The organism is Pseudomonas emilianonis (assembly GCF_023072625.1).
Classification (GTDB): domain Bacteria; phylum Pseudomonadota; class Gammaproteobacteria; order Pseudomonadales; family Pseudomonadaceae; genus Aquipseudomonas; species Aquipseudomonas paraveronii.
Map to the genome: position 1 here is coordinate 1 of NZ_JAKNRV010000026.1, position 23,501 is coordinate 23,501.

The following is a 23,501-nucleotide window of genomic DNA, read 5'->3' on the forward strand; positions in this document are numbered from 1 at the left end:
AGCGGGCGGTTCAGGAGCCGCCGGGCCTGGTGGCCGATGGCCGCGACATGGGCACGGTGGTGTTTCCCGAGGCGCCGCTGAAGATTTTCCTGACCGCCAGTGCCGAGGAGCGGGCGCGTCGCCGCTACTTGCAGTTGAAGGGCAAAGTGGATGGTGTTAGTCTGTCGAGTCTGCTAGATGAGATCCGTGCACGCGACGAGCGTGATACCCAGCGCGCAGTAGCCCCGCTCAAGCCGGCGGCTGATGCCATACAGTTGGATTCCACGGAGTTGTCCATCGAGCAGGTGCTGGAACGCATCTTGAGTGAAATCGCCCTTCGCGATATCACCGGGTGACCAAGAAGTCTGCAGGGGACCAGTCATAGTCCTGCGGTGCTTCTTTTAATTGAAACTAACCCACACCGTCTGGGGCGTGGAGATGGGCGTATTCTTCGCCCTTATCAACAGGAATTAAAATGAGCGAAAGCTTTGCGGAACTCTTTGAAGAAAGCCTAAAAACCCTGAACCTTCAGGCAGGCTCCATCATCACCGGTGTTATCGTTGATATCGATTACCAAGCTCGCTGGGTAACCGTTCACGCTGGTCTGAAGTCTGAAGCACTCATCCCGCTTGAGCAGTTCTACAACGACGCTGGCGATCTGACTATCAATGTCGGTGACGAAGTTCACGTTGCTCTGGACTCGGTTGAAGACGGTTTCGGTGAAACCAAGCTGTCCCGTGAAAAAGCCAAGCGCGCTGAATGCTGGATTGTTCTCGAAGCAGCCTTCGCAGCTGAAGAAGTGGTCAAGGGCGTTATCAACGGTAAGGTTAAAGGCGGCTTCACTGTCGACGTTAACGGCATCCGTGCGTTCCTGCCAGGTTCTTTGGTCGACGTCCGTCCAGTGCGCGACACCACGCACCTGGAAGGCAAGGAACTCGAATTCAAGGTCATCAAGCTCGATCAGAAACGCAACAACGTTGTCGTTTCCCGTCGCAGCGTCCTGGAAGCAGAGAACTCCGCCGAGCGTGAAGCTCTGCTGGAATCCCTGCAGGAAGGCCAACAAGTCAAAGGTATCGTCAAAAACCTCACCGATTACGGCGCATTCGTCGATCTGGGTGGCGTCGATGGCCTGCTGCACATTACCGACATGGCTTGGAAACGTATCAAGCATCCTTCCGAAATCGTCAACGTTGGCGACGAGATTGATGTCAAGGTTCTGAAATACGATCGCGAACGCAACCGTGTTTCCCTGGGCCTGAAGCAACTGGGTGAAGATCCATGGGTCGCTATCAAAGCCCGTTACCCAGAAAGCACCCGCGTCACCGCGCGTGTTACCAACCTGACTGACTACGGCTGCTTCGCTGAGCTGGAAGAAGGCGTTGAAGGCCTGGTACACGTTTCCGAAATGGACTGGACCAACAAAAACATCCACCCTTCGAAAGTCGTACAAGTCGGCGACGAAGTGGAAGTTATGGTTCTGGACATCGACGAAGAGCGTCGTCGTATCTCCCTGGGCATCAAGCAGTGCAAATCTAACCCATGGGAAGATTTCTCTGGCCAGTTCAACAAGGGCGATAAAATCTCCGGCACCATCAAGTCGATCACCGATTTCGGTATCTTCATTGGTCTGGACGGCGGCATCGACGGCCTGGTTCACCTGTCCGACATCTCCTGGAACGAAGTGGGCGAAGAAGCTGTTCGTCGCTTCAAGAAGGGCGACGAGCTGGACACCGTTATCCTGTCGGTTGACCCAGAGCGCGAGCGCATCTCCCTGGGTATCAAGCAACTGGAAAGCGATCCGTTCTCCGAGTACGTTCAAGAGAACGACAAAGGCGCAATCGTTAAAGGCATCGTGAAAGAAGTTGACGCTAAAGGCGCCATCATCACCCTGGCCGACGATATCGAAGCGACTCTGAAAGCCTCCGAAATCAGCCGTGACCGCGTTGAAGACGCGCGCAACGTTCTGAAAGAAGGCGAAGAAGTAGAAGCCAAGATCATCAGCGTTGACCGCAAGAGCCGCGTAATCCAGCTCTCCATCAAGTCGAAAGACGATGCTGAAGAGAAAGAAGCCATCCAGAGCCTGCGCGACAAGCCAGCTGCTTCGGAGCCTTCTGCTGGTCCTACCACTCTGGGCGACCTGCTGCGTGCACAAATGGAAAAACAGAACTAAGTTCTGTCAGACCATAGAAAAAGGGCGACTTCGGTCGCCCTTTTTTGTGCCTGAAATTTGTTGAATCAACACCGAGAACCAAGATGCATAGATCACTGTCAGAACTGACTATAGTCTTCGTGAAAGCTGTTCCAGCGTAGTTGTTCCAATAAGGATTTGAATGAACGGGCTTATCGTCGTACTCGTAGTGGTAATGCTTGCAGGCTGCTCTACCACCAGCGCCAAGACCCACGCCAAACGCGGCGTCAGCGGCATCGAAATCGATTGCTCGGGGCTGGGCAATAAGTGGGACAAGTGCGAGAAGCGCGCTGCCCGTGAGTGCAAGATGCAGGGCTACAAGGTCATCACTCGATCCAGCGATGCCAAGGACGAGGAAGACGACTACCTGTTCGGCTGGAACCCTGCCGGCGCCGTCACCCGCACCATGCTGGTGATCTGTAATTGAGGGTTCAAGATGCCTGCAGATATGTTGTTGCGTGGGCTGTTCAAATTCATCAAGTCATGCTAAAACCTTCGAAGCGCTTTTCCTAGCTGCTTGAAAAAGAAGGGAAAAATATGACGAAGTCGGAGTTGATCGAACGAATTGTCACCCATCAAGGGCTGCTCTCATCCAAAGATGTGGAGCTGGCTATAAAGACCATGCTCGAGCAAATGTCCCAATGCCTGGCGACCGGTGACCGGATTGAGATCCGCGGGTTTGGGAGCTTTTCGCTGCACTACCGCGCGCCGAGGGTAGGGCGGAATCCGAAGACTGGGCAGTCGGTGAGTCTGGATGGGAAGTTTGTGCCTCATTTCAAGCCGGGGAAGGAGTTACGGGATCGGGTGAATGAGGATGAGGAAGAGGGCGTCTGAAGAGCTTTTGGGTAGGAGAAGAGTATGCGTGGGGTTAAGCGTATTGCGTTGGTGCTGTTTACGTTGCTCGTTGTTTTGACGGTTTTTGCCTTTGTGTTGGAAAACCAACAGGGCATTACCTTATCGTTTCTAGGCTGGAATACTGCGCAGTTGCCAGCTGCGGTGTTTATTACCCTGGCGTTAATCATCGGCATGCTGATAGGGCCGGTGCTTGGGGTGCTGGTTAGGCCTGCGGCGCGCCGTAAGCAATCGAGCTCGTAGGGGCGCAGGAATCCAGTTGGTTCATAGCCCTTATCCTGTCGTGTTCCGTACTCGTTACGCAGCACGTTGCCCTGGGCGGAGCTAAAACCAACCCCTTTTCTTGGCGGTCGGCCCCTTATCCTATGTTGAAACTGAGGCGTTCGCCTATCTAGATGGTGAGGCTGCGCGGGCTGTTTTGATACTAGTGTCCGAAGATAAGAACCCGGGTGGAAATACCGTAAAGTCAGGCGACCTGGCGGAGCGCTCAACGACCGTTATAAAAACATAATCCGGTTTGAAATCCTCAACTAACTGGGCAAAGCTACCGTCTTGCTTCAATGCCTCCGACCAGTGAATTTGCAGTACGTTGTCGAATGTCGCGGCCATTAGCTGAGACAAGGCGCCGCCGAATGAATCTCTCAACCAAAGCGCCTTCTTGTTGTTTAGTGCCCCGACGCTGGTCACTAAAGTGGGAGTGAATGTCAGGTCGACCAGGGGGTTCCCGCCTTGGGATATCACTTCTTTTGTATAGAAGTTGGATTGTGTGGTCTCGATAGGTAAGTCGGACACATGAATGATGGGTAGGTCGTCAGTCGCATTTGCACTTAATCTTAAGAATTTTGATAAGTCGCCTCCACTTCTAGAGTCGATCCGGTCCAGGGTATATGATTTTTCTGAAGGCCACTCGAGCTCTGGTGCAGCCTGTGCGATTTGCTCGGCGAATGCATGGAATGCGATTGCGCCACCCAAGTAATTCCAGTGAGTATCGGTTTTGTAATAGAGTGGTTCAGGGTGTTTTTCCTTGCCGACAAGCAAGGGCGGCCTGAGGTCGATATAGCGCTCTTTTCCTGTTGCTGCGAACAATGCGTCAGTTGGGTTGAATGCGTCGGGCCTCGCCCAGGTGGGCATGTGTTCGGAGTAAATGCTGCCTTTATTCGGCCCGACCATGACCTTGAAGATTTTTACGCCTTTGCTAATAAGGTATTCGTTCCAGGCATTGTTGGAAGCGCTGATTTTTTTGGCTATTGCATTGTCGGACTCATTGGCTGGGCGCCTGTCCTCAGACAGTGTCAGGTCATACCCGTCACCGAGAAATAGCCAGTCGTCTGACCCGATAATGACTTGGTTGGAGTGGATGCTGATTCCTAGCGGGTAAAGGGATTCCTGGGTCCATCTGGAAATAATGTCCATGTTGTAAAGGAATGATTTTTTTCTCAGTTGCTTTGCTTTGATGTTAGGGGTTGCAATGATGTTTATCGCAGGCACGATCATCATTGTAATAAACACCAGCAAAAGAAAGGCGGTCAGTTTTCGCTTCATAATATTATTTCAAAAATTAAAGTAGAGGAATACGGAGCTGGTAGCAGCGAACATAAAGCACATGGCCACTGCGAACGTCGTCGCGCCATAAATCAGCTTTTGCAGGTTCATTGTCCCGTTTAACATTTCAATCGAGTTCTTTTGAGCGATGATTACAAAGGCGACGATAATGGACAGGTAAATCGGGATTGACCCCATCAGGCTTGCCGGGATGAGGTTCAAGGCTGAATCGGCGAGCCATCCGCTCCATGCAAGGTCTGAGGTCGGGATTGACGCTGTGGGGGCAAGCGCGGAGCGGAAGTCGACCATTCCGGCGAACACGCGCACAGCATCGTCCATTGTCTTGGCGCGGAAGAATACCCATGAGGCGTTCACGAACATGAACGTCAGGAACCAGGCGAGTGCGATCGGCATGCGGTAACGCAGCCGCGTCCAAAGGCGATGGATCACAAGGGCAATGCCATGCATGGCGCCCCATATGACAAACATCCATGTTGCACCGTGCCAGAGGCCGCCGAGTACGAAGGTGGCGAATAAATTAACGTAGGTGCGCATCTCCCCTGAGCGATTTCCGCCTAGGGGGATGTAAAGGTAGTCGCGCAGGAAGTTACTCAGCGTGATGTGCCAGCGTCGCCAGAAATCTTGAATATTCAGCGCTTTATAGGGGGAGTTGAAGTTGATGGGAAGCCAGATGTTGAATAGAAGAGATGCACCTATGGCCATGTCGCAGTAGCCACTGAAATCGAAATAAAGCTGAAACGTATAGGACAGGCTCGTTGCCCAGGCGTCGAAGAACCCAAGTGGTTGTCCGCCGTCGAACCCAGCGGTTGCCCAAACTGCAAAACTGTCCGCTATCACCACTTTCTTAAACAGCCCAATGGCGAAAATGAATAGCCCTTTTAGTATGTTTGTATGTCTAGGGAGTAGTGTCCATTTAGAAGAAAACTGTGGCATTATCTGACGATGGTGGACGATGGGGCCGGCAATCAGGTGCGGGAAGAACGTGACGAAAAGCGAGTAATTCAATAAGTTGTATTCTGCTGTCTCGCCACGATAGCTATCAACGAGGTATACGATTTGCGTGAAAGTGAAAAAGCTGATGGCTAGCGGTAATAAAATATGTGGCTGTGCGTAGCTGGTGCTGAGTGCCCAATTGATATTTTCGATTAGAAAGTCAGTGTATTTAAAGTAACCGAGCAGTAATAGGTTTGCGGCGATGCCGCTGACCAATAATGACTTCTTTCTTGAGCAGCACTCGTTGGAAGAGTGAGTGCTTGAGGGCAGTCTTTGTGCTCTGGAGAGGCGAGTACCAATTGCAAAGTTTACAAAAATTGACCCTAGTATTAAGGGTAGGTAGTAGATGTTCCAGTAGGCATAAAAAATCAAACTGACGGAAACCAGCCATATTTTTCCGCCCATGATCTTGCGCTGGCGATTTAGCCAAAAGTAGACAAAAAATGAAATCGGCAGGAACAGAAGTATGAATTGCCATGAGCTGAAAATCATGTGGGATGAGGCCAGTTCTGATTAGGGAGCAGGAAAGGTTTCATGTGCTTGCGAAGAGTCGCTGCGAAAAAGCGGCTTCATTTTTGAGCTGTGTCACGCTGTGATTCCTTCAAGAGAGCGATCTATAAGGACAAGGGCTGGGCTCGCGCTACCTGGTTTTGTAGCCGACTACCGATATGGTAAAGCTACAGCGGCTGCTACGACAAGCTCACTGTCATGGTAAACGCGGGATTTGATCGTTGGGCCTTCCCGTATTCAAGGAGGGAGGTTTACAGCGGAAGCCCGCCATTTTGTAGAAAATGCTTATGGCCAAAGCCATTGCTTCAATGTTGCAGTAACTGTTGGATGTTGCCACTCCCTTGAGCCATGCGTAGCAGGCTACTCAATCAACCTTTGGGTATTCGTATGTCGAAGCGGTTTGAGTATTGAGGATAAGTACAATTGATGGGATAAACGATTTCGTTGTTTATGGGCGCGCGTTACTCATGTTCAGCTCTGGTGTTTACGCGACCAGAGAGGGCTGCCCAGGAATGCATGCCTCACGGCAGGAATATGAGTGGTTTTTTTGCGGCATAATGCCGACCATTTCGTACTATTATTGCACCACGCCAACCGTATGGCTGTGCGCTGAGGGACAGATGTTCAAGGAGTCTAGAGCTACATGATGGGTATTGACCAGCAAGGCACCGCTCGTGGAACAGGAAGCTACCCGGGCTTGTTCTTCGTTGCACAAGGTATGTTCCAGCGAAAGTGCTCGATGGTTTCAGTGCTGGGGTACCCGTCTGCCTTTGCGCGGCGGTCAGCGGATGGCAGCCTGTATCGTGCTGTGCCTGGTCTTGTGTGGAAGGATTGTCCGGTCAGCCCGACGCAAGGTTGCCTGGTGAGGAAGGTGTCTGTAGGAGGAGATCTGTGCCGTTTTGTCCGCGCTGAAAAAAAATCGGCCATTCAAGATTTATTCAAAGAGTTGAGTTTTAAAATTTCACGACAGTTTGATACCTACATAGTTGCCCTCGCGTGTTTCCGTGCTGCAATAGCCTTTCAATTGGGTAATGGTCATCTGGCTACACGTTGTCCCGATGCAGGTGGGTATAAAGCAAGTAAAGCGTCGATGAGACATCCACCATTAAGTGCCTGTCGGAGTAACGGCCATGAGTTTAGTTAGGTTTTTGGATATAGTGACAAAGGGTGATGATCGTGGTCATCTGGTTGCTTTAGAATATGGAAATGATATTCCATTTGATATCAAGAGGGTCTACTACCTCACCGACACCAAAGAGGGCGTACCCCGCGGGTTTCACGCGCACCGGGAGCTAGTGCAAGTCGCTGTTTGCGTTTCTGGACGCTGCATGATGAAGCTGGATGACGGTGCCCGCACCGAGGACGTCTGGTTGGATGCGCCAGATAAAGTGATAGTGATTGATAAAATGATTTGGCATGAAATGCACCATTTCAGCGCCGACTGTGTACTTTTGGTCCTGGCCAGTGAAGTTTATGATGAGAGCGATTACATCAGGGATTATAAGGTGTTCAAAGGGTTGGTGCGCTGAGATTGGTTGGGCGTTAAGTGTTTTTAGAGTGGTTTTAATTTTTGAGTTTTAAGTGCTGAGTGTTTTCGATGATTAAATTTCTGGATTTGAAGGCAGTAAATGATACCCATCGCGAAGAGCTGATTGCTGCTTGTACGCGGGTCATTGATTCCGGCTGGTATATCGGTGGGGAAGAGCTGCGTACCTTTGAGCAGGCGTTCGCCTCTTACTGCGGTACCCAGCACTGTGTCGGTGTTGCCAACGGTCTGGACGCACTGGTGTTGGTGATTCGCGCCTGGAAGGAATTAGGCTACTTGGCCGAGGGTGACGAGGTCCTGGTACCCTCTAATACTTATATTGCGAGCATACTCGCCATCTCCGAGAACGGTTTGATTCCGGTGCTGGTGGAGCCCGACCCGGCGACATTCAATATTTGCCCCGTTAATGCGGCAGCGGCGATCACGCAAAAGACCAAGATGATTTTGCCGGTTCATCTGTATGGGCGTCTTGCGGATATGCCAAAAATCATGGAGCTTGCCCAGCGCCATCGCCTGCTGGTTCTGGAGGATTCCGCGCAGGCCCATGGCGCAAGTCTGCATGGCAAGAAAGCGGGTAGCTGGGGAGATGCCTCGGGCTTCAGTTTCTATCCGGGCAAGAACCTGGGAGCCTTGGGTGATGCGGGTGCGGTGACGACCAATGACGAGAAATTGGCCGCCACAATACGAGCGTTGGGGAATTACGGGTCGCACCAGAAGTATAAAAATATCTATCGCGGAGTGAATAGTCGTCTGGATGAAATTCAAGCGGCGTGTTTGTCGGTAAAACTCAAATCCTTAGACGGTCAGACAGAGCATCGAAAGTTGATCGCTGAGCTGTATGGCAAGGAGATCATCAATCCGGCAATTTCATTGCCTGCCCATGACGGTAGCGACGGCCATGTGTGGCACGTTTACACCGTACTGTCTGAGCATCGGGATGCGCTCCAAGCGCATCTGACCGAGCGGGGTGTGCAGACACTGATTCACTATCCTATTCCACCGCATCTTCAGCAAGCGTACGCTGAATTCAGTGAGCAATCGCTGCCCATTGCCACCCAGATCCACGATCGTATTCTTAGCCTGCCTATAGGCCCAGCACTGTCGCTTGATGATGCTCGAGCAGTGGCTGCGGCGTGCAATAGTTTTCAGCCGGTCGCTTTATGAATCTTGTGCGGACCAGTCTGCTTAACGGTATCGCTGTCCTGATCAAGATGTTGACCTTGCTGGGGCTGAACAAGGTATTGGCGGTTTACGTTGGCCCGGCGGGTTATGCGGCTATCGGCCAGTTTCAAAATGCGCTGCAAGTTATTACGGTGTTTACCGGCGGGGCGATCAGTAATGGAGTGGTTAAGTACACTGCCGAGTATCATGACCGCCTCGACCGGCAGATTCGCTTGTGGAGAACGGCGAGCTTTTGCGCCATTCTGGGCAGTCTTATCGTTGCGGTGATTGTCGCCATCTATAATAAAGAACTCGGCGTGTTGTTTTTGAAGAGCGACGAGTTGGGTGGCGTATTTATATGGTTTGCCAGTGGTGTCGTGTTCTTTTCTTTAAATATATTGCTGTTGGCGATATTGAATGGGAAAAAGGCAATTATCTTGTATGTGGTGGCGAACATCTCAGGCAGTGTGTTCGCTTTCTTTGTGACTTTTTACCTGGCTGTCAGCTATGGATTGTTTGGCGCATTGGTGTCGCTTGCCATTTATCAATCCATCAGTTTTTTCGTCACGCTGTTTTTGTGCCTTCGGACTGACTGGTTTAAGATTTCATATTTATTCGGCTGGCCGGACCTCGGGGTTGCAAGGAAGTTATTTTCATTTTTTATGATGGCCGTGGTGTCCGCTGCTTGCGTTCCGACTGCGCAAATCCTGGTCCGAAACCATATTGGAGTGACGTATGGATGGGAGGTGGCGGGTTATTGGGAGGCAATGTGGCGCTTGAGTGCTGCGTATCTGATGCTGGTGACGACTACGTTGGGTGTGTATTACCTGCCAAAGCTTTCAGAGTTGATCACTGCTCGCGAAGTTAAACATGAAGTGATGCAGGGTTATAAATTTATTTTTCCCGTGGCGCTTTTAGCGGGGGCGGCGATGTATCTTTTGCGGGATCTTGTCGTGGCAGTATTGTTTTCCGCTGACTTCTACCCGGTGCGTATGTTTTTCGCAGGACAAATTGTCGGCGATGGGTTGAAGATTTTTAGCTGGATCCTTGCGTATGTCATGCTGAGTCAGGCAATGGTGAAGTTATTTATTACAACTGAAATTATTTTTTGTGGCTCTCTATACGTGCTGACGCTCTTGTTTAGCCGCTGGTGGGGAGTGGAAGCTGTGACGTGGGCGTATGCATTTAACTATGCGCTGTATTGCGTGGTGATGTATGCCTGTGTCTATCGTAGGTTGGATGGTCATTTTGATGCTAAATCGGGAATCGCGGGTTGAAAAAGTTATTTGAGGACTTTCAGGTTGGCATTCGTGACACCGCTGACCTTGACTACGCGTTAGCATTTGCCCAAGCGTATGGGAACTTACTATGGTTTGCCGACGTTGGTATTCACGATGCTCCCCGCGTTGAACTCGATCTAATTGAACGCTGTATTTCAAACGCTGAACTGCAGCCGAGCCCACGACCAGACGATGGCGTGAGTGTTTTGCATGTGATCACGGAGCCTCTCCTGACAGGGGGGCATACACGGCTGATGGAGAGGCTTGCCGAGATGCAGGGTGCCCCCACGGACGTGCTGATCACTCGGTGCGCGTCGCTCGAAGCTCAACAGCACATTGCTGATTTTTTTCAGAAGACATGGGTTCTATCCTCCAATCGTCTGCATGACGCGTTGATGGAAATGGTGACAATACTGTGCGGTTATCAAAAAGTTGTTTTGCACATTCATCCTGATGACATCACTGCGGTCGTTGCGTGTGGCATCGCAAAGCGTCTGGTGCCCCTCGACGTCTTTTTTGTGAATCATGCAGACCATGTTTTTTCGTACGGCACAACGGTGGCGGACTACTATTTTGAGCTAAGCGGGCACGGGCGGCGTTTCGACCTGACAAAAACCATCACTGGGCGTAAGAGTTTTCTTGGTATTCCTGTCAATACGAAACAGGCCAAAAAAGCAGAAAACCTGAGTCCGCCAAGGCTTGCTCAGTTGCTTTTTATCTCGGCCGGCTCAGATATAAAGTACAAGCCTAGAAAGGGTGCGGATATTTTTACCCTGGTATCGCGGATTCTTGATGATTATCCTCAATCGCGTTTCTTGATTATTGGCACTGATATTAAAACGGCGTTTTGGTGGTGGCCGTTAAAGTTGAAATACCGCACAAGATTGAGCGTCAAAGCGCATTTGAATTTTAAAGCATACGGCGAGGTGGTCAGCCAGGCTGATTATTATGTCGATAGCCATCCTTTGCCTGGTGGTACGGCGTTTGCAGAGCAGTTTATTAAGGGGCAGCGCTGTGTTGGGCTTCTCGCGCCGCTTCAAGGGTATTCATCGGCCGACAGGTTGAAGCGACCCGATATAGAGGGGGTGATGCAGACAATCGCAAACTACCAATATTCGAACGACGTGTTCCTGGCAATTGAAAAAATCAATTCCTTCGAAGCAGTAAAGTCCAGATATTTAAAGTGTCTGGAAGAAGGCCACGTGTGCGAAAACCCATTCGATGCGCCGAGCAGTTGGAAGGACAGCGCTCGTTTTTTTGAGAATGCCGGCCGGTCCTTGAATGTGGACGTGTCATTGCCTGCATTTTATGTGCTTGTCAGACGTGCGAGGGGCTTGTCCTTTCGGTTATTTATGGCGCTGTCATTGAGCAAGCAGATAAAATTGCTGATGAAAATGGTGCTCGCTGGAATGCGTCGGTGAGTCTAATTCTTTGCCCCAGAGGCAGGATTTCTCATGCTTAGAAAATCCATATGCGGTCTGATGTTGTTGTACGGTCTGGCGACCGTATTGTTGCCTGTGTTTGTATTAAATAAACTGGTGTTCATGCCGCTTTTTATTCTTTCTGTGTGTGCGGTCATCAGTCGGCCGGTAAAGATTTTTGCACCGATGTTGGTGTTTGCGATTTTTTTATACGGTTTTTTGTTGGGCGGGGTCAATGGTGCTGATCCGGAATTGGCACTCCAAACATTACTGGCGTCGACGTCGCTTTTTTTAATTTATGTGATTTATGCATTTAAAGTCGATATGGAGTTTATCGTCAAGACGGTCGGGGCGTTGTTTGCGCTTGTGATGTGCGTGTTTTCATTGGCACTCATGCTTGCGCAAGACTCTGTATTCAGCAAGGTGTTACTCGATTTTTATGTCGATAATGATCTTGGATTTTATGGGGCGCGAGATTTTGGTGGTTTGAAAATGTTCATGCTTCATCATCGTTCCTCTCCATTTCTATTGGTGCCGCTGTCGATATTCTTTTTGGATTTTTTGAAAAGTCGGAAAGTCTTGTCCCTCTGTTTTGTCGTGGTGATACTCGCTGCAATTGTCTGTTCGGCCTCGCGAGCGCTGATGGTCATGGCGATACTCGCATTGTTGGTTTTGTTTTTTTATCAACGAAAATTACCTGTGCGCCTTCTCTTGTTGGCGATTGCCATACCTGCACTCGGTTTTGCTTTGGACTACCTGATATTTCGAACGAGTATGTTCAATTCCAACGAGCTATCAAATAGTATAAAAATTGGTCATTTTTTGTCGTTCCTCGATGTTGCGGATTGGAAGATGTTGTTGTTTGGCAATGGGTTGGGTTCATATTTTTATACTCAAGGATATGGTCGGTTTGTGTCGCAAACTGAGATTACCTTTTTGGACTCCATACGCTACGTGGGTATTCCATTATCCTTAGTGTTGTTTACCGTCTTTTTATTTCCACGAAGCAGGTATGTACCCGAAAAGACGATGGCTTCCAGTCGATTGATCATGTTCATGTATTTGCTAATGTCGTTGAGTAATCCGGTGTTATTCAATTCGTTTGGTTTTTTTGTTGTTCTGTGGTACTGGTCGGTAGTGATGAAAAATCAAAAAAAACTGCCGGTTTATGCAGAAGTTAGGAGGCGCGTTGAATAGTATTGCTGCAGTTGTCGTTGGCTATAATCCCGACATTAAAATTCTTAGTGACTTGTTGGCTTCTCTGGTTCAACAGGTTGAGTTTTTGGTCTTGGTTGACAACGGTGGGAGCGAGTCTTATCTGGAGGAGAATCCGGAGCTTCGTCGTCGTGTTCGCTATATCGTGCTCAATGGTAATGAAGGACTGGGTGCTGCGCTGAATGTGGGTTTCAAGTTCTCTATCGACGCCGGCATGCGTCACGTTGTGACATTCGATCAGGACAGCCATGCGGCCCCCGACCTTATCAGCCGCCTGCATCAAGCGATGCAACATGCCACTCACAAGGACCCCCAGTGTATCGCGGTCAGTCCGGTATTTTTTGATCGCAGGGAGGGTAAGAAAATAAACTTCCCTTTTTACAGTTCTGTCGATAATAAAATAAAACCGGTGTTCACTTCTGATGATGAGCATGGGCTGGTAGAAGCGGATGCTCTCATTACGTCGGGAATGTTTGTCAACACGAGAGCGTGGGTTGAGGGCATTCGTTACGATGAGGGCATGTTTGTCGACTTTACCGACACCGAATGGTGTTTTCGGGTAAGAGGCCGGGGTTACAGTCTTTATGGTTGTCTGAATGTGGAGATGGGTCACGCCTTGTCTGATGCACCTCCCGTTAAGTTTTTCGACTTGAGTTTTTTTAGATATTCCCCTATACGCCGCTATTTTTTCTTCCGCAACACCGTCGCCGTCTGCCGTATGAGTCATACGCCTGCCTGTTGGAAGAAGCGTATGCTTTGCGCGCTAGTGCTTCGTTTTCTTGTGAATCTATTGATAGATAAGCAAAAGCTCCTTTCTTTGAAAATGATGCTTCGCGGCATCTGTCATGGCTGGCAGAAAAAGCTGGGCGGGGTACGGTGAATGATATTTTTTGAGGGGGCGTGCGCAGTCATGGTTCATGGCGTAAGTGTTGAAGGTGCATGTTGATGGAGCCGCGAGTTCTTGTCTTACTGGCTGCTTACAACGGGATGGGCTGGATTGCTGAACAAGTCGACTCGATCCTGGCGCAGGCAGGTGTGTCGGTATCCATATTGATCAGCGTTGACCAGTCGAATGACGGCACTGAGGCTTGGGTTGATGCGCTATGTCAGCGCGATTCGCGAGTAAAGTGCCTCGCGCATGGTCAAAAATTTGGTGGTGCCGCGCGCAATTTTTTTCGGTTGGTCAATGAAAGTCCTACTGAGGACGTCGACTTTTTTTCATTTGCTGATCAGGACGATATTTGGCTGCCCGACAAACTGTCCATGGCCGCACAGATGCTGCACTCGGTGGGCGCCGACGGCTATTCAGGAAACGTCACCGCATTTTGGCCTTATGGGCGTGAGTCAGTAATCGTCAAGTCGCAGCGGCAAGTCGATTACGATCACCTGTTTGAGGCGGCCGGCCCTGGTTGTACCTATGTATTTTCACGGCATTTATTCCTGGCGCTGCAGCGGCATATAAGCCAGCACTTCAGCGAGGTGCAAGGTGTCACCCTGCATGATTGGTATTGCTACGCTTACAGCCGTGCTCACGGGTTTAAATGGGTCATCGACGCTGAACCGTATATGCGCTATCGCCAGCATGGTGGTAACCAGGTAGGTGTCAACAGTGGTTCCAAGGCATTCCGTAAGCGAATTGCGCAGGTTTTTGATGGCTGGTGGCTCAATCAGGCTGCACTCATTGCGCGCCTGGTTGGGGTGTCGTCCGATCCCTTTGTGCTGCGCTGGATTGGTTTGGGCCGGTTTGATCTGCTGCGCTTGGCTTGCAGTGCCTGGAAGTGCCGCAGACGCGTGCGGGATAAAATAGTGTTCGGTGCTTTTTGTTTGGTGCTGGCGGTGGTGAGACAAAAGAAATGACGACCCTTTTATTGGTGACTGGCAGCAGTGGGTTTGTAGGTCGTCATTTGGTTAAAGCGCTGGTGGAAGACCCCCGTTATGGCGTCTGTGCGCTCGTACGGCGCCCGCCTGTTGACCCGGTGGTAGGCCTCGACTATCAGGTCCTGCCTGACTTTTCGGACCTGACTCCCCAGCATTGTGCATTCAATGGGGTTGAAGCCGTGATCCATCTCGCATCACGTGTACATGTTATGAACGAGACCTCGTTGGACCCCCTGGATGCTTTTCGGCAAGTAAATGTCGCACAGACTGTATTGTTGGCTCGTAGTGCAGCAGAGGCAGGTGTTAAGCGGTTTATTTTTATCAGTTCAGTCAAGGTCAACGGAGGGCAGACACGGCCCGGTCAGCCTTTCCGCGAAACAGATACCGCTTCACCTTTAGACCCTTACGGTGTTTCCAAAATGGAGGCTGAAGAGGCGTTGAAAGTTGTCGCTTCTGAAACGGGTCTTGATGTGGTCATTTTGCGCCCGGTACTGGTTTATGGCCCGGGTGTAAAAGCCAACTTTGAAACGATGATGAGATGGGTGAAGAAGGGCGTTCCCTTACCATTAGGGGCCATAAGGAATCTCAGAAGTTTTGTCGCGTTGGACAATTTAGTTAGTTTGATTCTGACCTGTGTCGAGCATCCTGCAGCGGCTAACCAGACGTTTTTAGTCAGCGACGGTGATGATGTTTCTACCACTGACCTACTGCGTCGGCTCGCGCATGCATTGGGTGCAGAAGCCCGGCTGATACCTGTTCCTGCGCAGATGCTGTCAGCGGCTGCAACGCTACTGGGAAGGCGTGCGTTTGCGCAGCGTTTATGTGGTTCGCTTCAAGTGGACATCTCAAAGGCTCGGGCGCTGTTGGACTGGCAGCCCGTCATCAGCCTTGATCAAGGGCTTGACGTCACTGCGCAATACTTTCTTGGCGAGAAAACTGAATGAAGTACTGGTACATCCTTCCGGTTGTGATGCTGGTTTCCTTGGGGTTGACTGCGTTGTTGCGTCAGTACGCATTGCGCCGCAGCATCATTGATGTGCCTAACGCACGCAGTTCTCACACGGTGCCTACGCCTCGTGGAGGCGGTGTGGCAATCGTGGTTGTGTTTGCCGCGGCGCTGGTGCTGATGGTATGGCTTCAGTTGATAGGCACGGACGAGAGCTTGGCGTTGCTTGGGTCGGGCTTACTGGTAGCGGTCATTGGCTTTATGGACGATCACGGCCATATTGCTGCGCGTTGGCGGCTGCTAGGGCATTTTTTTGCTGCTATGTGGGCGCTGTTCTGGATGCATGGGTTGCCTGCGATCAAGGTCTCCGGGTTCACAGTTGATCTGGGGTGGGCCGGTCATGCATTGGCTGTCTTATACTTGGTTTGGATGCTCAACCTCTACAATTTCATGGATGGGATTGATGGGATTGCCAGCCTTGAGGCCATTTGCGCCTGCCTGGGCCTGGCGCTGATTTACTGGCTGCATGGCGAGGCTTCGCTCATCTGGGCACCTTTGCTGCTCGCAGCGGCGGTAGCGGGTTTCTTGTATTGGAATTTCCCAACCGCACGTATTTTCATGGGGGACGCAGGCAGTGGTTTCCTGGGGATTATTCTTGGTGGTTTGACGCTTCAAGCGGCTTGGTCGGGCAGCGAGTTGTTCTTTGCCTGGCTGATGATGCTTGGGGTTTTTATTGTTGATGCAACCTTTACGCTGATCCGTCGGCTTATTCGCGGTGATAAGGTTTATGAAGCTCATCGCAGCCATGCGTATCAATATGCCTCCCGGCACTACAAGGGACATTTCCCGGTGACGGTCGCTGTGAGCCTGATCAATATTTTCTGGCTCCTGCCTCTGTCCGTCGCAGTCTCGTTTCAACGCGTTGACCCTGCGCTCGGGCTGATCATTGCGTATATACCCCTGTTATTTCTCGCAGTGAAATACAAGGCTGGAGAAAGAGAGGGCGCCTGAGAGGCAATAACTACCCGAATACTTGGGAGCATGTTAGTTTTCGCGCACGCGATCACCAGATGGATTCTCGTTAGACGCGTTTTTTTAGATTTCTACTGTTAGGATTCACTTTGTTGGTGCAGTCCGCGGTCTGGCCAACCCTCAGGAACCAGCTATTTTGGACCCCCTCAATCCCCCCCTTGTCGTTGATCTCGATGGAACGCTGCTTCGTTCCGACATGTTGCTTGAAACCGGTATGGCATTCGTACGAAGCCAACCGCTGAAATTGTTTTATCCCTTGCGCTGGTTGCTGAAAGGAAAAGCCACTCTGAAAGAGGGTCTGGCGCTGGGCGCGCATATTGATGTCAGTGCTCTACCGTATGACCCTGTCGTCATCGAACTGATCAAAACCCAACGCTTGTCCGGCCGAACGGTTGTTCTAGCGACGGCGAGTCATCATTCGCTGGCCGACCGGATCGCGGAACACCTGCAACTGTTCGACCTTGTCCTGGCCACTGATGCTGATCGAAACCTCTCAGCCGAACGCAAGCGGGATGTCTTGGTGGAACTGTACGGGGAGGGTGGCTTCGATTATGTGGGCAATTCCCTGGACGACCTGTCGGTGTGGGATGTCTCGCGCAAAGCCTACCTGGTGAATCCGGAGAGAGGTGTTGAGCCGCGAGCGAAAGCGCGCGGTAACGTCGAGCAGGTTATCGTGTCCAACCGCTCGAGCTACAGGGATTGGCTCAAGGCTTTGCGCCTTCACCAATGGATGAAAAACGCGCTGATCTTCGTGCCATTGCTGGCAGCTCATCAACTGACCAATCTGACGCTGCTATGGCAGGGCGTACTTGCGTTTGTGTTTTTTGGTTTGTGCGCATCCAGCGTATACCTGCTCAATGATCTGCTTGATCTGGCAGATGATCGCCACCATAAAACCAAATGCCATCGGCCCTTTGCTTCCGGAAGATTACCCATCGGGGCTGGGATCATCGCGTTCCCATTGCTATTGGCGGCAGCCTTTGGCGGTTCCGCGCTTCTGCTGCCATGGGCGTTCAGTGGGACATTGGTTGCCTACTATATTCTGACCCTAGTCTATTCGTTGTACCTCAAACGCCAGATGGCGGTGGATGTCATTGCGCTGGCTGCGCTCTACACCATACGGATCATTGCCGGGGCAGCCGCATTCGGCTTGGAGTTGACGTTCTGGGTATTGGCGTTCTCCATGTTCATGTTCCTGAGCCTGGCCTTGGTCAAGCGCTACGCCGAACTGCACGAGGCGAGGACCCGTGGGCGCACGGAAAAGACTCGCGGGCGTGGCTACTATCCCGCCGACCTGGAGATGATTTCCTCCTTGGGCGCGTCCTCGGGCTATCTTTCCGTGATGGTCCTGGCTTTGTATATCCACGACCAGGCCACTACGATTCTGTACGCCCACCCTCAGGTCATCTGGTTGGCTTGCCCAATTCTCCTGTTCTGGGTGACGCGTGTGTGGATGCTGACCCACCGTGGCCAAATGCATGACGACCCGGTGGTGTTTGCAATCCGTGACCGAGTCAGTCTGGTGGTGGGTGTTCTGTTCGGCCTTGTTTTTTGGGTGGCGGCGTGAGCGGTTCACTGTATTCCTGGGGCCAATACCCTGATAAGCCGCAATCCGGTCATCCGTCTAATTGGCGCGATGACTTGCCGGATCTACTGGGGCAGGTAAGCCGAGCGCACGGCACTACGCTGCCTTATGGTAATGGTCGAAGTTACGGGGATAGTTGTCTTGCAAGCAGTGACCACGTGTTGTGCATGCGTGGGCTCGATAGGTTTATTGAGGCTGATTGGGAGACCGGTACAGTGTGCGCCGAGGCCGGAATCACGCTGGCTGAAATCCTGGCGATCGCCATTCCGCAGGGTTGGTTTCTTGCGGTAACGCCTGGAACGCAATTTGTCACGCTGGGCGGTGCAATCGCCAACGACGTACACGGTAAGAATCACCATGTCCGTGGCACTTTTGGCAAGCATGTATTGAGCTTTGCGCTCTTGAGGGAGGGGCAGGCTATCGTCTGCAGCACTTCCTCCAATTCGCAACTCTACAGCGCGACCATTGGCGGCCTGGGCCTCACCGGCATTATTTCCTGGGCCTGTATTCAGCTGATTCCTATCCGTGCCAGCCAAATAAACAGTGCTGTCGTGAGGTTCTCCAACCTGGCAGAGTTTTTCTCGCTGTCGGCTGAGTTGGATCATCAACATGAATACAGTGTTGCCTGGATCGACTGCCTGGCGAAGGGGCGGGACACAGGGCGAGGCGTTTTTATCGTGGGTGACCACGCGCAGTTTGGCACGTTGGAAGTGGGATCGCGCAGCAAGCTGAGTGTGCCGTTTACACCCCCGCTTTCGCTGATTAACCACCTGTCGTTACAGGCCTTCAACCAAGCCTACTGGCATGTACATCCAGGCACGCCGAAGCGTGTTCGTGGAAACTACGAACCGTTCTTTTATCCGCTGGATCGCATCCTGCATTGGAATCGTGTGTACGGTCGTCGTGGTTTTCAGCAGTACCAGTGCGTGATTCCAGATGACGTTGCTGACGTAGCAATGCGTGAAGTACTGGAGGCGATTGCGGACGCCGGCCATGGTTCGTTTTTGGCCGTTCTCAAACGTTGCGGTGACATCCAGTCGCCTGGCCTGTTGTCATTCCCATTGCCCGGAGCCTCCCTGGCATTGGATTTCCCGCAAAAGCAGGGCCTTGAGAAATTGTTTTTACGCCTTGACCACATTGTCCATGAAGCGGGAGGGCGCTTGTATCCGGCTAAAGACGCGCATATGAGCGGGAGCCATTTCCGGCGTGCGTACCCTGCCTGGGAGCAGTTGGAAGCACTGCGTGATCCATCACTGAATTCACATTTCTGGAAACGAGTTACCGAATGAAGCGAGTACTGATTATCGGCGCGACGTCGGCTATTGCCAATGCATGCGCACGCGCGTGGGCCGAGCAGGGATGTGAGTTCTTTCTCGTGGCTCGCAGTGTTGAAAAACTTGAGCAAACTCAGGCAGACCTGACGGTGCGAGGGGCCAAGGCGGTTACCCTTTACTGTATGGATGCCACCGATTTCAGCGCCCACGGCCCTATGCTGGAAAGTTGCATCGCCGCCATGCGCCAGATTGATGTTGCACTGATCGCCCACGGTACGCTGCCGGATCAAAAGGCCTGCGAGCGAGACGTTTCTATCGCGCTGGAGGAGCTGACCCGCAATGGCACGTCGGTTATTGGCTTGCTGACGGTGCTGGCCAATCAGTTTGAGATCCAGCGTTGCGGGACCTTGGCGGTAATTTCCTCGGTGGCGGGCGATCGCGGGCGTCCATCGAACTACCTGTATGGCACTGCTAAAGCGGCGGTATCGACCTTCTGTGAAGGTATGCGGGCGCGGATGTTCAAGGTGGGGGTGCACGTTATCACTATCAAGCCGGGCTTTGTTGACACCCCGATGACGCAGGGTTTGGGGTTGCCGGCGGCGTTGGTTGCCAAGCCTGAGCAGGTAGCCAAGTTGATACTCAAGGGCATTGATAAAGGGAGCAATACAATCTACGTTCCCGGGTTTTGGCGTTTCATCATGCTGATCATTAAGTCTGTCCCCGGATTCATTTTTAAAAGAACTAATATTTAACAGGTGTCGAGGTAGTAAATGCTTTTAAACATGGAAGATAGGCGCCCGATGCTTTCCGGAACTTCGAAACGATGGGCCGAAATGCTCTCAAAAGCATTATTGCTGATCGTCCTGGTGTGCGTGTTCGTGCCGTTCGACCCTGCCATGCCAACCTATGGTCTTGATGCCTCCTGGGTTTTTGGGATGAACCAGGCCGTATCCCAGGGGTTGCGAATCGGAACAGACGTGGTCTTCACGTTTGGGCCCTACGCGTCTATCTATACGAGGGCCTACCACCCAGCCACCGACACGCTGATGTTGCTGGGTAGCTCGTTCCTGGCGATCTCTTGCTGGATCAGCATCCTGTTTCTGGTCAGGTCCAGGCCTGGCCTGATATTAGCGCTCTGCGTGCCGATGTTGCTTAGTGCCCACTCTCGCGATGCGCTATTACTCTTTATTCCGCTTTTGGCCGCGCTGGTTGTCTATCGAATCAGCCAAGACGAGCGGGGCCCGCGCCGTGCTTCTCCAGCGACGTATGCAGTGTTATTGATCGCTTTTGCGGCCGTGGGCCTGATTCCTATTGTCAAAGGCAGTTTACTGTTACTCAGTCTTACGATCACGTTGGGCTGCGCACTGATGTTTGTATTGAACAAAGAAAAGACGCTGGCGCTATTTTCTTTGTGCGTGCCGGTTCTTTCACTTGTTGTTTTTTGGGTCGCTGCGGGGCAGGACCTCAGCGATCTCGGCAGTTTTTTCGTCAATATCGCGCCCATCATTTCCGGTTATACGGAAGCCATGGCGTATTCGGGCAAAAACCGTGAAATTGCACTGTATCTGATCTGTGCAGTTTTACTGATGGTATGTGTTTTCAAGGGGCGCAAGACGCCTATTGCCTTGGTAGATCTGTATGTTCCGGGCGTTTATTTCTTGTTTTTGTTCATATGCTTCAAGGCGGCGTTTGTTCGCCATGATGCGCATGCATTAACAGGGGCGGTCGCGTTAATCTTTGCGGTCTTGACGTTGTTATTGTTTCGTAAGGGTAAGCTGATCACGTTTGTATTGATTTTATCGGTGGTGACCACCGGTGTGATTTTTGCGCGCTATGTCGGGTTCAAGTTCTCCGAGGTCGTCAGAGTCTACGATTGGGCGTTTGTAGGAGCACAGAAAGGGATCGAAAGACGCCTTTCTGGAGAAAATTGGCCACAATCCCAGTTTGATGAGTTGCTGGCAGGCTACAAGAAAAACTCTCCGCTGCCACTGTTGCCCGGCCGCAGCGATATCTATTCTTATAACCAGGCAGTATTGATCAGTTCTGGCAATACGTGGGCCCCCCGGCCGATTATTCAAAGCTATTCCGTTTATACGTCGGATCTTGCGGAAAAGAATCGTGATTATCTGTTAAGCAAAAATGCCCCGGATAATATTTTTTTCAAGGTCGAGCCGATTGATGGAAGGCTACCGTCCATGGAGGACGGCACAAGCTGGCCTGCGCTGCTGACGCATTACCGCCCGGTCAAGCAGTTGGATGAGTACTTGCGCCTCGAGAAGTTGCCTTCTGCCCCGGCATCTACGGGCATTAAGCCCGGTGTCGTTCTCGCGTATAAAATGGGTGAAGACGTCGCATTGGCGAGCACTGATAAGATCCTGGTGGCGCGTGTCGTTATCAAGCCGACGGTGCTGGGGCGTCTGGCGAATATCTTGTTCAAACCTGCCGAACTGAAGATCTCCGCCACCTTGATGAACGGAGAGGTTCGTACCTACCGGGTCGTTTCCGGCATGCTGAAGTCAGGCGTCATTCTTTCTCCGTTGGTAGAAAGCACCCCCGAGTTTTCGTACCTGTATGAAGGCACCGATCGGTTGTTGGACAAGCGAGTCAAGTCGGTGAAAATATTCCAGGAAGGTCGCTCCAGTCGGTCCTGGCAGCCGGAATACACCTTGGCGTTGGACGAGCTTGATGTAGCCCATGATGCTGATCTGTCGAGCGTCTATAACGTTGGCGAGTGGGATAAGGAAGCAGGCGAATTGCCGATGCTGAAGGCGCAAAAATGCGCGGGCGGCATTGACGCAATCAACGGGCGCCCTGCGACATCAAGCATAAAAGTGGGGCGCGGGTTATCGGTCACAGGTTGGCTGGCGTCTTCGCTGGAAGACGGGACAGTGCCTGATGCGGCCTATCTCGTGCTGACGGATGAGTCGGGTAAGCGCTCCTTCGTAAAGGGTGCCGTCGCTGCCCGTCCTGATGTTGCCAAGGCCTATAACAAGCCGACCTTGGCCCGTGCGGGGTATTCCATCGCTATCGACACAATCGGTTTGCAGGGTGCATATGTACTGCAACTGGCAATGAAGACGGCTGGGCATATAGAAATATGCCCGGAGTATTCGATTTTCGCGACCCTGAATGACCAGGTGAAACAATGAAGAAAATTATCCTCCCCGGAGGCGCAGGCCTGGTAGGTCAAAACCTTGTCGCTCGATTAAAGGCCAAGGGTTACTCGAATATCGTTGTGCTGGATAAACATCGAAAAAATATCGAAGTGCTCAAGCAGGTCCAGCCCGATATCACGGTGGAGTACGCCGACTTGGCAGAGCCGGGTGAGTGGCAGCGCCACTTCGTCGGCGCCGATGTCGTGGTGATGCTGCAGGCGCAAATCGGCGGTCTCGACTACCAGGAATTTGTGCGTAACAACATTGACGCGACGGCATTGATTCTCGACGCCATAAAGTTGAATCAGGTGCCCAGCCTGGTGCATATCAGCTCGTCGGTGGTTGAGTCGGTGGCAGATGATTTTTACACCCAAACCAAGAAAGCCCAGGAAAAAATGGTGATTGAGAGTGGCGTGAGCTGCCCTATCCTGCGCCCGACACTGATGTTCGGTTGGTTTGATCGAAAACACTTGGGTTGGCTTTCGCGTTTTATGAAAAAAGTTCCGGTTTTTCCAATACCCGGGCATGGCCGTTATATGCGGCAACCGTTGTATGTCGGTGACTTCAGTAATGTCATCATCAGTTGCGTTGAACATGATATCCGCGACGGTATTTACAATATATCCGGCCACGAAAAAATTGATTATATCGATATGATTCGGGTCATCAAAAAAGCCACACGTGCCAGCACACCGATTGTGCGAATTCCCTACACGCTTTTCTATGGCTTGATATGGACTTGGGCGTTGTTCGATAAAAACCCACCGTTCACCACCCAGCAGTTAGCGGCCTTGAGTGCACGCGACGAGTTTGAAGTCATCGACTGGCCAGGAATATTCGGTGTGCCCTATACCTCATTTGCCGAGGCTGTGGATGAGACGTTCAACGACCCTACGTACGGCAAAGTGGTTTTGGAGTTTTGA

At 51.6% G+C, this 23,501-nt stretch carries 22 protein-coding genes; 20 read left to right on the forward strand and 2 right to left on the reverse strand.

Annotated elements, in window-relative coordinates:
- The 5 genes from L9Z73_RS05390 to L9Z73_RS05410 all read left to right on the forward strand — a co-directional run.
- Window positions 1-335, forward strand: a 335-nt coding sequence (locus tag L9Z73_RS05390) for a (d)CMP kinase (protein WP_247397144.1), incomplete at its 5' end; no start/stop codon positions are given.
- A gap of 119 nt (window positions 336-454) precedes the next feature.
- Window positions 455-2,149, forward strand: coding sequence for a 30S ribosomal protein S1 (gene rpsA, locus L9Z73_RS05395; protein WP_247397147.1), 1,695 nt, complete (start codon window positions 455-457; stop codon window positions 2,147-2,149).
- A gap of 160 nt (window positions 2,150-2,309) precedes the next feature.
- Window positions 2,310-2,594: a hypothetical protein gene (locus L9Z73_RS05400; RefSeq protein ID WP_247397150.1), complete on the forward strand. Its 285-nt coding sequence runs from the start codon at window positions 2,310-2,312 to the stop codon at window positions 2,592-2,594.
- Between the two features lie 110 nt (window positions 2,595-2,704).
- Entirely contained in the window at window positions 2,705-3,001 is a 297-nt protein-coding gene (ihfB, locus tag L9Z73_RS05405) for an integration host factor subunit beta (protein WP_003218804.1), read from the forward strand.
- A 24-nt stretch (window positions 3,002-3,025) separates the two neighbouring features.
- The gene (locus tag L9Z73_RS05410; RefSeq protein WP_247397153.1) at window positions 3,026-3,262 is read left to right on the forward strand and encodes a lipopolysaccharide assembly protein LapA domain-containing protein; all 237 of its coding nucleotides are present in this window, start codon (window positions 3,026-3,028) and stop codon (window positions 3,260-3,262) included.
- 144 nt (window positions 3,263-3,406) lie between these two features.
- On the opposite strand, the gene L9Z73_RS05415 is transcribed toward L9Z73_RS05410, so the two are convergent.
- Complete coding sequence (locus tag L9Z73_RS05415) at window positions 3,407-4,561, reverse strand: alginate O-acetyltransferase AlgX-related protein (protein ID WP_247397156.1); 1,155 nt, start codon at window positions 4,559-4,561, stop codon at window positions 3,407-3,409.
- A gap of 9 nt (window positions 4,562-4,570) precedes the next feature.
- The gene (locus L9Z73_RS05420) at window positions 4,571-6,067 is read right to left on the reverse strand and encodes an MBOAT family O-acyltransferase (RefSeq protein WP_247397159.1); all 1,497 of its coding nucleotides are present in this window, start codon (window positions 6,065-6,067) and stop codon (window positions 4,571-4,573) included.
- A 661-nt stretch (window positions 6,068-6,728) separates the two neighbouring features.
- Here L9Z73_RS05420 and L9Z73_RS05425 point away from each other — a divergent pair.
- The 15 genes from L9Z73_RS05425 (at window position 6,729) to L9Z73_RS05495 (ending at window position 23,501) form a co-directional block, all read left to right on the forward strand.
- Entirely contained in the window at window positions 6,729-7,229 is a 501-nt protein-coding gene (locus tag L9Z73_RS05425) for a hypothetical protein (RefSeq protein ID WP_247397162.1), read from the forward strand.
- A complete protein-coding gene (locus L9Z73_RS05430; RefSeq protein WP_247397165.1) occupies window positions 7,216-7,614 on the forward strand; it encodes a sugar 3,4-ketoisomerase in 399 nt (132 codons plus the stop codon). The genes L9Z73_RS05425 and L9Z73_RS05430 overlap by 14 nt, the downstream gene beginning before the upstream one ends.
- Window positions 7,615-7,682: 68 nt before the next feature.
- On the forward strand, window positions 7,683-8,795 hold the full coding sequence (locus tag L9Z73_RS05435; protein ID WP_247397167.1) for a DegT/DnrJ/EryC1/StrS family aminotransferase: 1,113 nt from the start codon (window positions 7,683-7,685) through the stop codon (window positions 8,793-8,795).
- The gene (locus tag L9Z73_RS05440) at window positions 8,792-10,069 is read left to right on the forward strand and encodes an O-antigen translocase (RefSeq protein ID WP_247397169.1); all 1,278 of its coding nucleotides are present in this window, start codon (window positions 8,792-8,794) and stop codon (window positions 10,067-10,069) included. The genes L9Z73_RS05435 and L9Z73_RS05440 overlap by 4 nt, the downstream gene beginning before the upstream one ends.
- The gene (locus L9Z73_RS05445; protein WP_247397172.1) at window positions 10,066-11,493 is read left to right on the forward strand and encodes a hypothetical protein; all 1,428 of its coding nucleotides are present in this window, start codon (window positions 10,066-10,068) and stop codon (window positions 11,491-11,493) included. Before L9Z73_RS05440 ends, L9Z73_RS05445 begins: the two co-directional genes overlap by 4 nt.
- A 33-nt stretch (window positions 11,494-11,526) precedes the next feature.
- Window positions 11,527-12,690, forward strand: coding sequence for a hypothetical protein (locus L9Z73_RS05450; protein WP_247397175.1), 1,164 nt, complete (start codon window positions 11,527-11,529; stop codon window positions 12,688-12,690).
- Complete coding sequence (locus L9Z73_RS05455; protein ID WP_247397178.1) at window positions 12,683-13,588, forward strand: glycosyltransferase family 2 protein; 906 nt, start codon at window positions 12,683-12,685, stop codon at window positions 13,586-13,588. The genes L9Z73_RS05450 and L9Z73_RS05455 overlap by 8 nt, the downstream gene beginning before the upstream one ends.
- A 65-nt stretch (window positions 13,589-13,653) precedes the next feature.
- Window positions 13,654-14,565, forward strand: coding sequence for a glycosyltransferase (locus L9Z73_RS05460; protein WP_247397182.1), 912 nt, complete (start codon window positions 13,654-13,656; stop codon window positions 14,563-14,565).
- The gene (locus L9Z73_RS05465; protein ID WP_247397184.1) at window positions 14,562-15,530 is read left to right on the forward strand and encodes a UDP-glucose 4-epimerase family protein; all 969 of its coding nucleotides are present in this window, start codon (window positions 14,562-14,564) and stop codon (window positions 15,528-15,530) included. The genes L9Z73_RS05460 and L9Z73_RS05465 overlap by 4 nt, the downstream gene beginning before the upstream one ends.
- Window positions 15,527-16,543: an MraY family glycosyltransferase gene (locus L9Z73_RS05470; RefSeq protein ID WP_247397186.1), complete on the forward strand. Its 1,017-nt coding sequence runs from the start codon at window positions 15,527-15,529 to the stop codon at window positions 16,541-16,543. The genes L9Z73_RS05465 and L9Z73_RS05470 overlap by 4 nt, the downstream gene beginning before the upstream one ends.
- Before the next feature lie 217 nt (window positions 16,544-16,760).
- Window positions 16,761-18,131 (forward strand): UbiA family prenyltransferase, encoded by a 1,371-nt coding sequence (locus L9Z73_RS05475; RefSeq protein WP_247397215.1) that lies wholly within the window; start codon window positions 16,761-16,763, stop codon window positions 18,129-18,131.
- Window positions 18,128-19,438, forward strand: a complete 1,311-nt coding sequence (locus L9Z73_RS05480) for an FAD-binding oxidoreductase (protein WP_247397189.1) — start codon at window positions 18,128-18,130, stop codon at window positions 19,436-19,438. The genes L9Z73_RS05475 and L9Z73_RS05480 overlap by 4 nt, the downstream gene beginning before the upstream one ends.
- Window positions 19,435-20,175 carry an SDR family oxidoreductase gene (locus L9Z73_RS05485; protein WP_247397194.1) on the forward strand — a complete coding sequence of 247 codons (741 nt, stop codon included), beginning with the start codon at window positions 19,435-19,437 and terminating at the stop codon, window positions 20,173-20,175. The genes L9Z73_RS05480 and L9Z73_RS05485 overlap by 4 nt, the downstream gene beginning before the upstream one ends.
- Window positions 20,176-20,193: 18 nt before the next feature.
- Window positions 20,194-22,572 (forward strand): hypothetical protein, encoded by a 2,379-nt coding sequence (locus L9Z73_RS05490; protein WP_247397198.1) that lies wholly within the window; start codon window positions 20,194-20,196, stop codon window positions 22,570-22,572.
- The gene (locus L9Z73_RS05495) at window positions 22,569-23,501 is read left to right on the forward strand and encodes an NAD-dependent epimerase/dehydratase family protein (RefSeq protein ID WP_247397201.1); all 933 of its coding nucleotides are present in this window, start codon (window positions 22,569-22,571) and stop codon (window positions 23,499-23,501) included. The genes L9Z73_RS05490 and L9Z73_RS05495 overlap by 4 nt, the downstream gene beginning before the upstream one ends.

Bases quoted from the DNA above. Each gene is read 5' to 3' on its own strand.
- L9Z73_RS05430 (WP_247397165.1), top strand. From the start codon at position 7,216: ATGAGTTTAGTTAGGTTTTTGGATATAGTGACAAAGGGTGATGATCGT.
- L9Z73_RS05425 (WP_247397162.1), top strand. From the start codon at position 6,729: ATGATGGGTATTGACCAGCAAGGCACCGCTCGTGGAACAGGAAGCTAC.
- L9Z73_RS05465 (WP_247397184.1), top strand. From the start codon at position 14,562: ATGACGACCCTTTTATTGGTGACTGGCAGCAGTGGGTTTGTAGGTCGT.
- L9Z73_RS05485 (WP_247397194.1), top strand. From the start codon at position 19,435: ATGAAGCGAGTACTGATTATCGGCGCGACGTCGGCTATTGCCAATGCA.
- L9Z73_RS05490 (WP_247397198.1), top strand. From the start codon at position 20,194: ATGCTTTTAAACATGGAAGATAGGCGCCCGATGCTTTCCGGAACTTCG.
- L9Z73_RS05400 (WP_247397150.1), top strand. From the start codon at position 2,310: ATGAACGGGCTTATCGTCGTACTCGTAGTGGTAATGCTTGCAGGCTGC.
- L9Z73_RS05420 (WP_247397159.1), bottom strand. From the start codon at position 6,067: ATGATTTTCAGCTCATGGCAATTCATACTTCTGTTCCTGCCGATTTCA.
- rpsA (WP_247397147.1), top strand. From the start codon at position 455: ATGAGCGAAAGCTTTGCGGAACTCTTTGAAGAAAGCCTAAAAACCCTG.
- L9Z73_RS05475 (WP_247397215.1), top strand. From the start codon at position 16,761: ATGTTGCTTGAAACCGGTATGGCATTCGTACGAAGCCAACCGCTGAAA.
- L9Z73_RS05410 (WP_247397153.1), top strand. From the start codon at position 3,026: ATGCGTGGGGTTAAGCGTATTGCGTTGGTGCTGTTTACGTTGCTCGTT.
- L9Z73_RS05450 (WP_247397175.1), top strand. From the start codon at position 11,527: ATGCTTAGAAAATCCATATGCGGTCTGATGTTGTTGTACGGTCTGGCG.
- L9Z73_RS05440 (WP_247397169.1), top strand. From the start codon at position 8,792: ATGAATCTTGTGCGGACCAGTCTGCTTAACGGTATCGCTGTCCTGATC.
- L9Z73_RS05435 (WP_247397167.1), top strand. From the start codon at position 7,683: ATGATTAAATTTCTGGATTTGAAGGCAGTAAATGATACCCATCGCGAA.
- ihfB (WP_003218804.1), top strand. From the start codon at position 2,705: ATGACGAAGTCGGAGTTGATCGAACGAATTGTCACCCATCAAGGGCTG.
- L9Z73_RS05495 (WP_247397201.1), top strand. From the start codon at position 22,569: ATGAAGAAAATTATCCTCCCCGGAGGCGCAGGCCTGGTAGGTCAAAAC.
- L9Z73_RS05460 (WP_247397182.1), top strand. From the start codon at position 13,654: ATGGAGCCGCGAGTTCTTGTCTTACTGGCTGCTTACAACGGGATGGGC.
- L9Z73_RS05470 (WP_247397186.1), top strand. From the start codon at position 15,527: ATGAAGTACTGGTACATCCTTCCGGTTGTGATGCTGGTTTCCTTGGGG.
- L9Z73_RS05415 (WP_247397156.1), bottom strand. From the start codon at position 4,561: ATGAAGCGAAAACTGACCGCCTTTCTTTTGCTGGTGTTTATTACAATG.